This window comes from Thalassomonas actiniarum, from assembly GCF_000948975.2.
Lineage (GTDB): Bacteria > Pseudomonadota > Gammaproteobacteria > Enterobacterales > Alteromonadaceae > Thalassomonas > Thalassomonas actiniarum.
Genome location: NZ_CP059735.1, coordinates 6,239,543 through 6,254,695 on the forward strand (window position 1 = coordinate 6,239,543; position 15,153 = coordinate 6,254,695).

At 46.3% G+C, this 15,153-nt stretch carries 14 protein-coding genes; 11 read left to right on the forward strand and 3 right to left on the reverse strand.

Translation table 11 applies throughout. The annotated features are described in order from the left end of the window. Positions 1 to 118: 118 nt before the first annotated feature. On the reverse strand, positions 119 to 1,288 hold the full coding sequence (locus tag SG35_RS27105) for a hypothetical protein (RefSeq protein WP_044834237.1): 1,170 nt from the start codon (positions 1,286 to 1,288) through the stop codon (positions 119 to 121). A gap of 154 nt (positions 1,289 to 1,442) precedes the next feature. Continuing rightward, positions 1,443 to 2,030: a TetR/AcrR family transcriptional regulator gene (locus SG35_RS27110; RefSeq protein ID WP_044834238.1), complete on the reverse strand. Its 588-nt coding sequence runs from the start codon at positions 2,028 to 2,030 to the stop codon at positions 1,443 to 1,445. A 254-nt stretch (positions 2,031 to 2,284) separates the two neighbouring features. Between SG35_RS27110 and SG35_RS27115 the strand changes: the two genes are divergently transcribed. From SG35_RS27115 to SG35_RS27140, 6 genes are all read left to right on the forward strand, one after another. Beyond that, entirely contained in the window at positions 2,285 to 2,836 is a 552-nt protein-coding gene (locus SG35_RS27115) for a carboxymuconolactone decarboxylase family protein (protein WP_044834239.1), read from the forward strand. A 260-nt stretch (positions 2,837 to 3,096) separates the two neighbouring features. Beyond that, the gene (locus SG35_RS27120; RefSeq protein ID WP_044834240.1) at positions 3,097 to 4,830 is read left to right on the forward strand and encodes a hypothetical protein; all 1,734 of its coding nucleotides are present in this window, start codon (positions 3,097 to 3,099) and stop codon (positions 4,828 to 4,830) included. Between the two features lie 372 nt (positions 4,831 to 5,202). After that, positions 5,203 to 5,847 carry a hypothetical protein gene (locus SG35_RS27125; protein WP_044834241.1) on the forward strand — a complete coding sequence of 215 codons (645 nt, stop codon included), beginning with the start codon at positions 5,203 to 5,205 and terminating at the stop codon, positions 5,845 to 5,847. Between the two features lie 23 nt (positions 5,848 to 5,870). After that, the gene (locus SG35_RS27130; RefSeq protein WP_053043217.1) at positions 5,871 to 7,559 is read left to right on the forward strand and encodes a YHYH protein; all 1,689 of its coding nucleotides are present in this window, start codon (positions 5,871 to 5,873) and stop codon (positions 7,557 to 7,559) included. A 107-nt stretch (positions 7,560 to 7,666) separates the two neighbouring features. Next, positions 7,667 to 9,256, forward strand: coding sequence for an ATP-binding protein (locus tag SG35_RS27135; protein WP_160298330.1), 1,590 nt, complete (start codon positions 7,667 to 7,669; stop codon positions 9,254 to 9,256). A 21-nt stretch (positions 9,257 to 9,277) separates the two neighbouring features. After that, entirely contained in the window at positions 9,278 to 9,958 is a 681-nt protein-coding gene (locus SG35_RS27140) for a response regulator (protein ID WP_044834243.1), read from the forward strand. On the opposite strand, the gene SG35_RS27145 is transcribed toward SG35_RS27140, so the two are convergent. Then, positions 9,955 to 10,422 carry a YybH family protein gene (locus SG35_RS27145; RefSeq protein ID WP_044834244.1) on the reverse strand — a complete coding sequence of 156 codons (468 nt, stop codon included), beginning with the start codon at positions 10,420 to 10,422 and terminating at the stop codon, positions 9,955 to 9,957. The genes SG35_RS27140 and SG35_RS27145 overlap by 4 nt on opposite strands. A gap of 507 nt (positions 10,423 to 10,929) precedes the next feature. Between SG35_RS27145 and SG35_RS27150 the strand changes: the two genes are divergently transcribed. From SG35_RS27150 to SG35_RS27170, 5 genes are all read left to right on the forward strand, one after another. Further along, a complete protein-coding gene (locus SG35_RS27150) occupies positions 10,930 to 11,775 on the forward strand; it encodes an HDOD domain-containing protein (protein ID WP_044834245.1) in 846 nt (281 codons plus the stop codon). 9 nt (positions 11,776 to 11,784) lie between these two features. Continuing rightward, a complete protein-coding gene (locus SG35_RS27155; RefSeq protein WP_053043218.1) occupies positions 11,785 to 12,858 on the forward strand; it encodes a response regulator in 1,074 nt (357 codons plus the stop codon). An 8-nt stretch (positions 12,859 to 12,866) separates the two neighbouring features. Beyond that, a complete protein-coding gene (locus SG35_RS27160; protein WP_053043219.1) occupies positions 12,867 to 14,219 on the forward strand; it encodes a sensor histidine kinase in 1,353 nt (450 codons plus the stop codon). A 198-nt stretch (positions 14,220 to 14,417) separates the two neighbouring features. Then, on the forward strand, positions 14,418 to 14,723 hold the full coding sequence (locus SG35_RS27165) for a hypothetical protein (protein ID WP_274055301.1): 306 nt from the start codon (positions 14,418 to 14,420) through the stop codon (positions 14,721 to 14,723). Positions 14,724 to 14,784: 61 nt separating this feature from the next. Then, the gene (locus SG35_RS27170; protein ID WP_152646704.1) at positions 14,785 to 15,081 is read left to right on the forward strand and encodes a hypothetical protein; all 297 of its coding nucleotides are present in this window, start codon (positions 14,785 to 14,787) and stop codon (positions 15,079 to 15,081) included. The last annotated feature ends 72 nt before the right edge of the window (positions 15,082 to 15,153 follow it).

Here is a 15,153-nt window from a genome sequence, read left to right on the forward strand (position 1 = left end):
TTTATGCCCTGGACTTGGCAGCAGATAACAGCAGGAATTAATAAGAGAACAGAGGGAGTTGAGTAAAACAGCGCTGCCGTATTAGCAGCGCTGAAAACAACCAGTTAAGAAAAGCGGCTTAACCAAAAATCATGCGCATTAAATTCAACACATCTTCCACTTTTTTGCCCTTTTCCACTTCGGCGACAATAGAGTCGCGTTTCGCCAGGATATGCTCGGGAATATCTTCAGCGGCCAGGGCGCGGTCCACCAGCATAGCGGCGGTATCTTTGCTGCGACGGCCGCCTGTTCCAGCAGCCCGTTCCGCCTTCACTTTTACCGGCTTGTTCAGTAATTTCAGGTAATTGGAATTTTCCGCCGTTTGCTTGTCGGCATAAAACAGCATATCGAGCAAGATCGCCCTGTGCTGCCACAGGAACAGTTCCTGTTCATCTTCCGGCGCATCCTGACGCCACCAGGCCATATTGCGTACGCTGCCGATCAGGGCAGTGAAATAATCGTCAAAACTCTGGTTGCCTAAACGCGGGATGCCGACCCCCTGGCATATGCTGTCGATTTTGCCGCTGGTCAAGACCACAAACTGGTCCGGGCGGCGCATCGCCAATAAGCGGGTGGCAGGGGGCAAGGTGGCTTTTTCACCGATTTTATCGAAGGCAAGTTTAAAATCGCGGACAAACGCCTGATAATCGCTCTTGGTGACTTCCCCGGTTAACGGGATATGCGCCAGGGCAGTATCAAGCAGCTCAGGGTACTGGGCCAGGACATTATGAAACGCCTTAGCGCCCTTAGTGCCGCCGAACCATTCGACATCAAAATTATACACGGCGGTATCATGGCCGCTGCTATGTTTGCCGGCAAAAGCCAGGCGGTCTTCATTAATCATTTCCGCCAGCGGCGTAGCTTTTATTTTCTCAATAAAAATCAGCAAGCGGCTGCGCTCTTCCAGGGCATGAATCTCGGCCTGTTCCTGCAAAAAACCGACATAAAACGGCCAGGGAGCAATACAGGACATACGTAACTGGCTGACGCTGGCGCCAAGCTTCATCAGCTCGATCAATTTGTTTAACGGTTTAAACTGCGCTTCGTCCAGCAAATCGCGATTAACTTTGTATAAGCAAATTTCCGCCAGCTCACGGCACCATAAATTAAATTCACCGGGGTGATTGTCAACTTTCACCGCCATCAGATTTAAACTGATGTCAGATACCTGTTTCAGGGCATTTTGATAAATAATGACTTCATTGTCGGATAAAGGCATTTTAGACGGGGAAGTTAATAGCTTTCTCACTGTGTACAAGCGCTCCGGAAATAAAAACCACTGGCTTAGTGGCAGAATTATTAAATTGGGTCGTGCATCATACGGATTTTTAGTTTGAAGACAATATTGACAAGCAACTAATTTGTTATCAAATGAAGGGGGGTTCTCGATTTTTGATTAAATTTCAGCGACTTTTTAAACTGGTAAAAATATCGTCAATCATCATTTCCAGCTCGGCTTTACCCACCTGGCTTTTGGCATATGCCCTGAGCCCCATAAGCTGCATTTGCAGCCATTTCGCCAGCCGCTGACAGTCGGCGCCGGGAGACAACTCCTGCAACTCCCTGGCCCGCAACAAGATCTGCTCAAATTTATCTTCCACCAGCAATAACGCCTGCTGGGCGGCGGCGATCAGCTCTTGCTGCTCTGCCGGCAGCTCACTTAAGGTTTTTGCCAGCAGACATAAACGGCATTGGCCAGGCTCCTCCTCACCTAAAGTGACATGATGAATAAAACTTTTTAATCCCGCCAGCGGGCTTGAAGCATCAAGCTGAAAGCACTCCAGTGCTTGCAGGCATTGCTCGCCGTAACACTTGATCACTTCTTTGAATAAATTGTCTTTACTGCCGAAGCTGGCGTAAATGCTGCCCGGGCGCATATCCAGGTGCTGCTGTAGGTCACGCATGCTGGTGCCGCCAAAACCCTGCTGCCAAAAGAGCAAGGTGGCTTTATCTATCACTTCATCGCGATCAAATTTTACTTTATTGGCCATAACAGCTTCACTTTCCTACTTTCCTACTTTCCTACTTTCCTACTTTCCTACTTTCCTACTTTCCTACTTTCCTACTTTCCTACTTTCCTACTTTCCTTTAGCTAAGGGTAAAACAACATCCAAAAAACAAATTTGAACACTTGTTCAAATATAACTTGAACGATCGTTCAAGATCAACTAATGTTTATTAAAGCGTGAATATAAACTTGAACATTTTCTTTATCCAAACACTGAAAAAATCGAGGTAAACAGCCATGAGCAGCTTTGAACTACACACATTAGCAACAGCGCCGGAAGCAGCAAAACCCCTGCTGGAACAGTCGGTGAAATCCTTTGGGATGATCCCCAACCTGCATGCGGTTATGGCGGAGTCTCCCCAGGCGCTCGAGGCATACCAGCAGCTGCATGCCTTATTTATGCAGTCATCCTTTGATAAAGAGGAATTAACCGTAGTGTGGCAAACCATCAATGTAGAGCACCAATGCCACTATTGTGTACCCGCCCACACGGCCATCGCCCACAGCATGAAAATCGATGAAAGCATTATCACGGCATTGCGGGATGAAAGCCCTTTGCCCAGCGATAAGCTGGAAACCTTACGGCAAACCACTTTACTGATGGTAAGAAACCGCGGCGTGATAGATGCCGCCGATATAGAAAAGTTTTATGCCGCCGGCTACCAACAAAAACACCTGCTGGATATAGTGCTGGGTTTGTCCCAGAAGGTGATGAGCAATTATGTTAATCACCTGGCACAGACCCCGGTTGATGAGCCGTTTCAAGCTTTTAGCTGGCAAAAGCAATAACCCCGTACCTTAAGTACAACAGCACCTATGCAAAAGCACCGGGGGACTCTCCCCTGGTGCCCCCCAAAAACTAAGCTTATATTTCCCCCTGTCGGCCTAAGGAAAATCCCGGACAATTTTCCGCCTAAAGTTCACTTTTACGCCATTTTTTATCCCCGCCTCTTGTTTACCGCGACAGATATGGCAGTTTTCCTGTCAAATTTTGTCATCGGACCTGTAAGGGGAAGGCATGCCCCATCAGAATAAATTAAGGAAAATACATGAAATATCCGTTGTTAAAAGCTTCTCCCCTCAGCAATAGAGTAAGTATTTTTATCTTGCTATTGCTGAGTTTTTTTATCACCGCCGCCAAGGCACAAACCACCGAGCAGGCCTTTAAGGAGCGCCAGCAGGCACATAACCAGATTGCCGCCGCCAGCCCCTCCACCAGTGCCATGCCGATACTGGCGGCCCTGGATATCAGCAACCCTTCAGTGGTGGATGATTTGCTCGACGACTACCGCAGCTCAGACAAGGCGGATTTCACCCTGATCAAGCTGATCCGTGTCCTCAACCTCAGTGACGAATACGACCAGCAAATCACCGGCGGCATCCAAGCCTCCGGTGTGCCCCTGTGGCTGGAGTCCGGCGAGAAAAGTTATATTTACTGGTCGGAAAACCATATGATCATGTGGCTCTCTTCCGCCTGGCTGCTGGATGAACATCACAACAAGGCTGCAGACAGCCTGATGCGCCAGCGTTTGGTACATTTTCTTGAACTGAAAAACAACTATGGCTTTTATGAGTTCCTGTCTCCCAACTACTTTCCCTATACCATGTCGGCCTTGCTGAATTTGGCCGACTTTTCCCGGGATCAAACCATTAAAACCCTGGCCACAGGGGCGGTAAAACGCCTGTTAACAGAAGTGTTATGGGCCACCAATGATCACGGGGTTTTTTTCCCGGCAGCAGGACGCTCCAATACCGGCAAATACCTCAACGCCTATACCGCCAACCACAGCAAGGTTATCTATGTGTTGACCGGCCTGGGCCAGGAGCCAACGAGTGCCAGCGCCGGCAGTGCCTTTATCAGCACCACAAACGTAGACATGACCTCAGTGATCGAAAGCTGGTCGGCAGTTGAAAATAAAACGGTTGCCAACGGCCACAGCATCACGGCATCCGTCAACAGCAAGCTCTCCCGCCAGGACAGGGTATTGTTCCAGTGGAGTTTCGGCGGTTATTTCCATCCCGACACCTGGTCTGATACGTTCTGGGGCATAGACGATTATTACTCCCTGGAAGATCACCAGTCGTTTAAAGATGTCGCCACGCCGCTGTGGCTGCTGGGTAAAAACCTGACACCGACGTTTACCCGCGGCTCCAACCTTGCCGGGCTTAATGTCGATATCTATAAAAACAACTCTGTAGTGCTGAGCTCGCTTGGCAACCACTACGGCGGTTATATGGGTTATCAGACCTGGCCCTGGGTTGCCACGGTGGAAGATATCGCCGTCTGGAGTCAGTCCGGCGAAGTGAAAAGCTTTGACAGCCGGGGCAGCCAAACCAACAACACCCACCTGCCGAAAGTGATCCAGCAGGACAACCTGCTGATGGCCATCTACTGGCCCAATTCGGAAATCAATGCCGGCGACCTCTTTGGCCCGCTCGATACCGATGTCAGCCTGCACTGGCCAACCGAGGAGTTTAATGAAATCCAGGAAAATGGCCGCTGGATTATCGGCCGCAAAAACGACTCCTATCTTGCCGTCTTTCGGGGTTGCAGCAGTAAGATCAATGGCGAATACGGCTGCGAAGGTAACCGCGGGCGACAGCTTTGGGGAGCCTATGTCGGCAATAGCAGCACCCATGGCAATTACCAGAATTTCCTCAACAGCATAGACAATGCCTCTTATTACAACTCCCTGGATTTCCATTTCTCCTGTTTTTGCAACCGCTACCATGTCCGCATCACGGTAGACGGCAACAAGATTGACCATTACTGGAATGATTAATCCTTTATTGTTTATGCATTAGATAAATAGTTAGCCTCACTGCGCTTTCAAATTATTGCCCGGGCTTGTCCCGGGCCGACAGCTAAGGCCCGGAGTTTCCTCATGCGCTCCAGCCAAGCCGGTACACATTTTCCACACATTTAACGAAAACCTTCGCCACCACCAAAAATAACCTTAAATATCAAAAAACTATTAGCACATTCATTTCCATTTTTCCCCCATATTGCCTCGATATACTGATCATCATTAACTCCTCATCCAGCAGAAACAGGTGATCTTTATGCATAACAAACTGAAGTCATTTTACGCTTTCCTGATAATTCCCATCCTAAATGCCGGTAGCGGCAGCAACTGCCGCCGGGGCAAGTCATCATGCTGAGCTTGATTAAAAAAACCTATACCGGCTACCGCTATTACCTGGCTTATCTGTTACTGAGCACTATCTTTATTTGCTGCCTGATATTGGCCAGCAGCGCCCTGCTGAGCAATAAGGCCTATGGCCACGCTTTAAAAGAGAATACTGCCAAAATCACCCTCAGGGACGGCCAGGTGGAAATCTTGCTGCAGCTGGATCTGGCCCACTGGAAAACCAGGTTGCAAGACAACCGGGCCTGGCTGACGGGGCAGATATCCGAACTCATGCCCGCCACATTAACGCCGGAGCAGCAAAGCCAATTCCTGAGAAGCCTGCTGATCAAAAAAACCCGCTTAGCTATCAATGACGAAAAGCTGTTATTAGAACAGATAGCATTTTTACCGCAAAGCCATCATGGCTTTACCCCGGTCAAACTCGTCGGCAGCCACGGACAAAAGCAAATTAACCACCTCGATATGCACTTTCCGCCGTCGCTGGGGGCGGTTTATACCAGTGTGGCCAAACCCCAATATCAAATGATCCCGGCAGGGAAAAGCGCCCGGGTCGCCTTTGGCTCTCAGAGAGTAGCCAAAACAGGCATCAATAAAACACACCAACACCAGGGAGAAGCGCACTCACACCAGGATACGGATAAACACTAAATCACATATTAAGGAGATATCTCATGAAGCCTAATCTAATCACTTCGGCCTGCCTGCTGGCATTAACCCCTTTGGCCCAGGCCTTTATACCTGAACCGCCGCCAAGACCGGCAGGCCCCGGCGGCCAGCCCCCGGAGAAGGCAATAATAAGCTGTCAGGACCAGGCAGAATTCAGCCTGTGCCAGGTAAGCCGGGGCAACCGGATTGAAAACGGCTATTGTGAATTTACCCCGGATCGACAGTATTTTGCCTGCAACCCGAAAAGCCCGGGACCCAGACCCGGCTCCGGGAAAGAACAAGAAGAAACAAGCACGGAGCCAGACCCGACAACAGCAAATTTTAGCTTAACCAGCCCGGTGATGACGGATGGCGGCGACTTACCCGGCACTTATACCTGTGACGGCAACAGTATTTCTCCCCCGGTAAGCTGGCAGGGCGCACCGGCGCAAACCACAAATTTCGCCTTATTAATGGACCACCAGGCCCCTGACGGCGAGAACCACTGGTACTGGATAGACTATGATATTCCCGCCGGTATTAATGCCATCGCCAGCGGTGAACTGCTCGGCACCTTAGGCACCAACAGTGTCAACGGCCTTAATGAGTATACGCCCCCCTGCTCCCAGGGGCCGGGAGATAAAGCCTATACCTTCACCCTGTATGCCTTATCCGATCATGCCAACCTGGGAGATCCTACCGCAGCAGACCGGGACACCCTGCTGACGGCCATTGAAGATATCACCCTGGCCTCAGCAAGTTTAACCGTCAGCTATACACGCGACCTCGATTCAAATTCCGGTACTGAGAGCAGCACCAATGGCAACATAAGCCCTGGCGCCTGCCAGCGGATCTCTGATTCCGTTACCGCCTCTGGTTTTAGCGACGTCGTGGTGAGCTGTGATGAAAATTATGCCTATATCACCTCAGATACCTATCCGGATCACGACCTGATGAACGGCATTACCGGCACCAACGAGCAAATTCCGGTACCTGCACTCAACTATGCCGCCCCGATCAAACTGGCACCGCAACTGGCCAACAGCCCGACCACCATAGATGCCGCCGTCGGCGTAGCGGTAAACGGGGTACCGATTTACGATTATTCCGCCCAGGGAGAATTAGATATTTATAACTATGACCCCAACAGCGATACCCTGGTTTTGGGCCAGCTGGATAACTGCGGCGGCCATGCCGGTCGCGGCGACGATTATCATTACCACGCTTCCCCCAACTGTATGATTGAAGCCATGCCAGATAAAGCCGACGATACCATCATAGGCTGGGGTTACGACGGCTACCCCTTATACGGCAATAACAATCCGGACGGCTCGGTGATTCAGAACGGTGCTTTAGATGTTTGCAACGGCCAACCCGATACCAGTTATGGCTACCGCTACCATACCTCAGAGGCGCCGCCTTATATCATCCAATGCCTGGTGGGGGAAGTGGATACCAGTATCCTGCCGCGTGTCAGCCCGTTAAACGGCGATAACACAGGCGCCCGCGCCAACCTGACCCCGCCGCAAGGTGGCGTCGACAACCTCAGCCATGTCATCGGCCAGGATGGCAGCCGCACCATGAGCTATGACTACCGCGGACAAAATTATTATGTGACTTACCGGCCATCAACAAGCTCGGCCAACTGTTATGATTTCGAGCAGAAAACCGTCAGCAACGGCGGGGAAATTGAAACCGGTACTTATTGCCGTTAAACCCAGAGAGCCGCTTAAGCGCACCTTTACCCATGCGCTTAAGCGGCAGAAAAATCAGCTAAAAAGCCAAAAAGAGCGGTATTTTCTCTGCCAATGGGGTTATGCTAGTGAACAAATCCGAACTCAATCCCAGTACCGCCAATACCGGATCTTATCCTTTGAAACTGCTACATAAATTTTCACTCGCCTTTTTAATCAGCAATTTTATTGCCGTGCTGTTATTGCTGGGCCTGGTGATCTGGAGTTTAACCTCAGGTTTTAATGCATTTGTCGATAGCAGCGACCAGCAATACTTTACCCGGGTAAAACAGTCACTCACTCAGGTTTATCAGCAACATCAAAGCTGGCAGCCCCTGACGGAAAACCGGGAGTTGTGGCGCGATGTGTTTAAACCCGACTCAGGCAGCGCAGAAACCAAAGAGGCGCCCGGTTCTGAGAATCGCGCCAGCCGCAGACCACCGCCACGACATGAACGCGGAGACTGGAACGACAGAGCGCCCCCCAGAGAAAAACGCCGGGACAGAAACAACCGGCCGCCAAGAGAAGAACGCGGCAACAGCAATAACAGACCACCGCCAAGGAACAATAATGACGATGTGCTCAAAACCGAGCGCCGCATCAGTTTTTATGACGCCAATAAAGTGCCTTTTGTCGGCCGGCAAGATATTGATGAAAACGAGTGGATCGAGGCCATCACCTTTAACGGCGAAACCGTAGGCTACCTGGCGCTGGTACCCGCCCATGCCCAGGAAAACAGCCCCGCCAGCATTTTCCTGAAACAGCAATACCAAATGTTTGCCCTGATCGCCCTGGCGGTGATTTTTCTCGCCGTGGTTATGGCGCTGGGCTTATCCCGTCACTTGGTAGCGCCGATAAAAAGCCTGATAGCCGCCACCAACCGATTGCGCAGCGGTGCCTATGATACCCGGGTGCCCTTGCTGACCCGGGACGAACTGGGGCAATTATCGGAAAACGTCAACGACCTCGCCCGGACCCTGGAAAAAAACCAGAGTAACCGCTACCAGTGGATGTCGGACACCTCCCATGAATTAAGAACCCCGCTCACGGTGATCAAGTCCCAGCTGATTGCCATACAGGACGGTATATTCCAGGCGGATGAGAAAAAAATCGCCCTGTTTATCGATGAAATCGAGAAATTAAACCGCCTGGTGGACGACCTCTACCAGCTTTCCAGCTCGGATATCGGCGGCCTGACCTACAAGAAAACAGAGCAACAGCCTTTGGTTCTACTGTCGCAGGTAGTCGAGAACTACCGGGGGAAATTTGAGCACTGTAACCTCAGCATCAGCCATAACCTGGATGCCCCAAACGCCGGAGCGTTCAAAGCCATTGTCGATAAAGACAGAATTCAGCAACTGTTTTCCAATCTGCTGGAGAATTGCTGCCGCTACACCCACCCGGGAGGCAAGATTAATATCATCAGCTATAACACAGGGCAAACGCTGGAAATTCAAATTCAAGACTCAGCTCCCGGCGTTGCCGTGGAAAAACAAGCCAGGTTATTCGAGCGTTTTTACCGGGTAGAGGCTTCACGCAGCCGAAAATATGGCGGCTCTGGTTTGGGACTGGCACTGTGTAAACAAATTATCGAAGCGCACCAGGGCACAATCACCGCCATGTCTTCCCCGCTGGGGGGATTATGCATTAAACTGACCCTGCCGCTGTCAAAGTACTGATCGTTTGAGGTGAATAAAAACATGCGCAAACAGCAAATCCTGATTGTTGAAGATGAAATGAATATTGCCGAAGTGCAAATCGCCTATTGTAAAAATGCCGGCTTTGCCGTGACCCATATGGACAGCGGCAAAGACGTGGTCAGCCATGTGAAAAACAATCAGGTAGATTTGATCTTACTGGATTTAATGCTGCCGGACAGCGACGGCATAACTTTATGTAAAGAAATCAGAATGTTTTCCCAAGTCGCTATTATTATGGTGACCGCCAAAAATGAAGAAATAGACCGCTTGCTGGGCCTGGAGCTGGGAGCCGATGATTATATCTGCAAACCTTTCAGCCCAAGGGAAATGATCGCCCGGGTCAAAGGGGTATTAAGGCGGGTTGGTGTTTCAACTGAAAACCTGATCAAACAATCGGGTTTTACCCTTGAACCGGACAAATACCAGGTCAGTTTATTTGACCAAGCGCTGGAGCTGACCCCGATAGAATTCCGCCTGCTGGAAAAACTGCTCACCAACAGTCACAGGGTCTACAGCCGCCAGGCGCTGATCGACAGTGTGTATAATGCATCCGAAGAGGTCAGCGACCGCAATATCGACACCCATATCAAAAACATCCGCCGCAAAATCAGCAATATTAAAAACGACTACAACCCTATAATATCGGTATACGGCGTCGGTTACCGCTTTGACGACGGCTAGCTTGCCTTAGCCTTATCCCCGGTAACGGCTTTAACCTTAGTGTTTTGATCATGGATCAAAAACCAGCTATCCCCCTGCTTTTTAAACACCAGATATAAATAATGCTCCAGGTCATAAGGTTTACCGTTACGGTCATCTTCATGGTAAAACACCTTCAATAGCACAGTACCCATTTCGCTGGTTTCCTCCACCTGGAGCACCTCGGGCGTAAAACTCCAGCCCCCTTCGGCAAACCAGCCCTTGAGTAACTTGCGGTAGGTAGCGCTGTCCTCAAAAAAGGTACCGTCGGGTAAGATAAAGGTGAGTTTTTTCCCGGGAGTAATGGTAGATTCGAACGAGGCCAGATCTTTTTTCTCAATAGCACTGATATGCTTTTTATAGGTACATTCAAAATCACAGGCCTGTACTGAAGCAAGAGTAACAACGGTGGCCATGAATAAAAACATTAAAAACTTCACAGACATTTACTTTCCTTTTCGTATAATTATCCCAATAGAACCCTGATACCACCTGTTTAAAAATGAGCAGCGCAGTCCGTTCCTCTATAATCATTTTTCTGTAGATTCATTTAACTTGCTCAATGGCATAACCACTCAATATACAGACAGCTATAGCCGAATACAGAGATGCTATTGCCCGGTAAAACTGTTTCGACAGCCCAAAAACCTCTCCAGTAAAGCTTTGCTGGTATAATAAACCAAGAGGTAATGTCGCAAATATATGTACGACAATTGCACTATATTACTGCAACCTCCCCCGAGAAAAAACTAATAAGACCTTATTATTTAAATGGTTATTTATACTTTTCCCCAAATCCCCCGTACTAGCCGCACTAAGGCAGCAAGTTCAGAACACACACCAAGTGACTGGTTAATCCTACAACTTAAACTATATTTGAGTAAATTAAGTCTGAAAGAAGATTACAAAGTTCAAAAACTACAATAATAAGCTGATTTTAAAGGAGTTAAGCAGTGCGGCATACGAAAGAGCTAAATTTAATTAGCGTTATTAATCAAGAATTAGAAAGCAATTCCCTGGAACTACCCACTTTACCAATAGTCGCCAAAAATGTACGTGAAGCATTAAGCTATTCCCCCTACATATCTGCCTGGGAAATTGCCGATATCGTAAGTACAGACCCGGCGATAACAATCTACCTGCTAAAAGTCGCAAATAGCCCGCTATATTCCTCCAAAAACAGAAAGGTCTCAGGAATTAAACAAGCCATTAGTATACTTGGTAATGCCCGGACAGTAAGCTTAATCACCACTTACTCAATAAAACAAATCTTTAGCGCTTCATCAGCAGCATATAACAAATTTTTCGACGCAACTCTGCAACACTCCCTTTCTGTAGCAGCCCTTAGCAGAGGCATGGCATTATTTTCACAAAATTTAGATCCTGACAAAGCAATGCTGGCCGGGCTCATTCATCAAGTAGGAAAGTTACCTATTTTAAAGTTTTTGAATAATGCCAAAATCCATCTATCAGAAGTAGAAACAAATGATCTTTTAGAAAAAGCACACCCCTATATCGGCCAGTTAATTTTACAGAATTGGGAGTTTCCGGACGAATTGGCTAATGTGCCTGCTGAATATTTACATTTTGATAGAAACAATTGTTCTGAAGCGGATTATGCAGATGTTGTGACAACTGCGTACCTCCAAGAGTGTGTTAATTCATCTCACCCACATGGAAACATTGACTGGTCAAAAGTTCCTGCATTTAACAAGCTCGGCTTATCGTCCGAATTTAGTGAATTAATGAGCGATGAGCTCATAAGAGAAATCAATAACGCACACACTACATTTATGTAGGAGATTCGTATGAGTAACTATAAAATATTAATTGTTGATGATGAAGAGCTCAATATTGAGCTGATGACTGATACACTGGAAGATGATGATTATCAAATTGAGACGGCATCAAACGGTGTTGAAGCGATAGAAAAATTCAAAGCATGCAAACCTGATATGGTACTACTTGACGTGATGATGCCTGTGATGAATGGTTATGATGCCTGCGCTGCAATACGGGAATTAGAAGGCGATACAGATGAAGTTCCCATAATTTTTATTTCTGCCAAAGCAAGCCTGGAAGATAAAATATCGGGGTATAAAGTGGGCGGAAATGAATATATCACCAAGCCATTTGATAATTCCGAGTTACTGCTAAAAATAAATTTAGCTTTTAAACAAAAGGAGCAAATTAAAACTTTAAAAACATCTGTTAACGACGCTAACAACTTAGCGCTCAACCTGATGGTCACCTCTTCAAAAGTCGGCCTGATAGGCCAGTTTTTACGTAAAACATTAACCTGCAATACATTTAGCGACCTATTAAAAGATTTCTTTGAATTAACACGCGAAAATAAACTCGGTTGTACAATCAAAGCCATAATGAATGGTGAAACCTTGATACAAAGTGACGATGGTATCGAGCGTCCTATTGATTTTGAAATAGTCCAGCATTACACAAGCTCCGAACGAATATTTTATTTTGGCAAAAAACGGGCCTTATTTAATTGGGGCAACATTACTATGCTGGTGCGTAATGTTGGCGACGAAGCCGACAATATTGCCCTTATGCTTGACGGCATGATAGCTAGTATGCAGTTTATGGAAATGCAATCTTTATTATTAACCGCTATTCACTCTTTTCAAGAACAAAATTCTCAATTTAAAGTAAAGGCTGCAACTGTGCTTGAGAATATGGAAGAAGAGTTACGTATGACCTTATGTGAACTCGGCACAAGCACCAACCTGACCGAAGAAGAGGAAGAAAACCTGACAACAATTGTCGACCAAAACAGGACGATGTTAAATGAGGTTTTTTTAAATAGCCAACAATTGGAAGAAAGCCTGACTCAAGCGCTCTCTAACTATCAAAGCAGGTATTAATAATCATCATGTCATCAAACGAAACAGCATTACAACAATTGCAGAATGAGGTTAATACTCTAAAAGCAGATAAAGCCCATATCCAATCAATCTTAGATGAAACACTTAACGCTACCAATCACTTAATCTTTTCCCAAGGAATATTAAAGGCTTTATTATACAATGCACCTGATGGCATTATTATTATCAATTCAGACTATCAAATAGAAACATTTAATAAAGCAGCCGAAGCCCTGTTTGGCTACCAGGAAATAGACTTAAAACATAAAGCTGTAGATGATCTAAATTTGTTTCAATTACCGGTTGGCTATCAGGGGACTGTCACTCAATACCTTATGGAGCCCACCGATCTGAACAACAGCCATAAAATTTTCGGCTTGGCGAATAATCAGCAAGTAATCCCGTTACGAATATCGATTAGTAAACTGGACAATATTCAACCCATGCTATTTGATGAAGATGGAGATGGAGATGAAGAAACCACTAATTATAACGCACTACTTTGTTTTATAACGGATATCAGTACTGAAGTGCAACAGTTGAAAAACATGAAAGTACAAAGTAGCCTGATGCACCAACTGGCCATGAAACATCGTGACTTACAAAAAAAGTCTGAACATGCAAATCAGCTAAAATCTGAGTTTCTTGCCAATATGTCACACGAATTACGCACTCCCATGCAGGCTATATTGGGTTTTTCTGACAGGGGTATTCATAAAATCGACTCGGGTCACAGAGCGACCCTACTAAAATACTTTAACAACATAAATAAAAGTGGCCACCGCCTGCTTGAACTGCTAAATAATCTACTTGATTTATCAAAACTTGAAGCTGGAAAAGTTGACCTCTGCTGTCAAAATAATGATTTGCGAGACACTGTTACTAACTGCATTCAAGAACTGAGAGTATTAGCGGAAGCAAAACATATTGAAGTTTCCATCAACGACGCAAATGCCCCCACCATTGCCTATTTCGATTTTAATAAAATACTTCAGGTTGTCCGTAATATTATATCCAATGCCATTAAATTTACTCCTGATCATGGGAAAATTACCATATCCTTCACGACGGCAGCCCTAGACAATTCTTTTGATGAAAACACAACAACACCTGCCATTTCAGTTACTATTGCCGATACAGGTGTTGGTATTCCGGAAAATGAACTGGATGCAGTATTTGATAAATTTACCCAAAGCACAAGAACCCGAACAGGCGGCGGTGGTACGGGACTGGGATTGGCTATATGCAGGGAAATATTGATAGCCCATAATGGCAGTATTTCGGTAACCAGCAAAGCAAACGAAGGCTCGCAATTTACATTTACACTTCCCTATGAACTAAACAACACCCAACTCAACTGAATGTGACTGAATGGCCCTCAACCTTCCACAAAGAGCGCCATTTTCCACAATATTTTAAAGAAAATTAATTTTCTGTACTTGGCGTATTATTCCGCATTTTAGTAGCATCTCGCCGCTGAAATGATTTCAGCGGCATATAACAAAGGAAGTATTTTATGTTTAAGAAAAGATTGTCATTAACGGCATTAGCATGTGCTTTTGCATTCTCTACAAATAGTAGCGCTCAAGGCCATACTTAATTTAATTGACTGCGGACAAAGCTGTAATAACCTTCATCAAGTCGCAAGAGAAATAATAGCACTAGCAAGTCAGGCATTTTCTTCAAATGATATATTCAAATTATTAGATTCTGATATTGAAGTTAACTCTATAACTTACCAGCAATATCTCTCAGATACCGAAAACACCCCAAACTTCTTACAAGAAATTGTCCCAGCTGATTCTTTTGGAACAGAGAGTGCGTTGTCTTGCGAAAGTGATCGAGAATATGACTGTGAAGCATGAAACGATTATACCGGTGCTTATAAGTCATATATAGTGGCCATTCAAAATCAGGTTTATGATTTTGAATGGGATTATACAATTACTCAATCAGACATTGATAGGTTTGATACTGCCGCAACTACAGTACAACTTTGCAGTTGGAGTATTAACCGTTTTACCTGCAGCCCGACTCACAACTATAGTTACAAAAGGCTTACAAGTTAGTTTGGGACAGATGGCCGGACACCTTATAGCAGGTGGTGTCACCAATGTTATTATTGGAGAGTTTTTTCCGGGGCAGCAAAGTGAATCACTCGTCATTTTTTTCTTTAACAGCTCTGCAAGTATCCGTCATTATTTTCTTTACCGTAAAAAATGAAAAACAAGTGAAATGAACAGATATAAAAATTCATTAAAAGACACCGAATAACAGCACCTTAACCATTGCCAC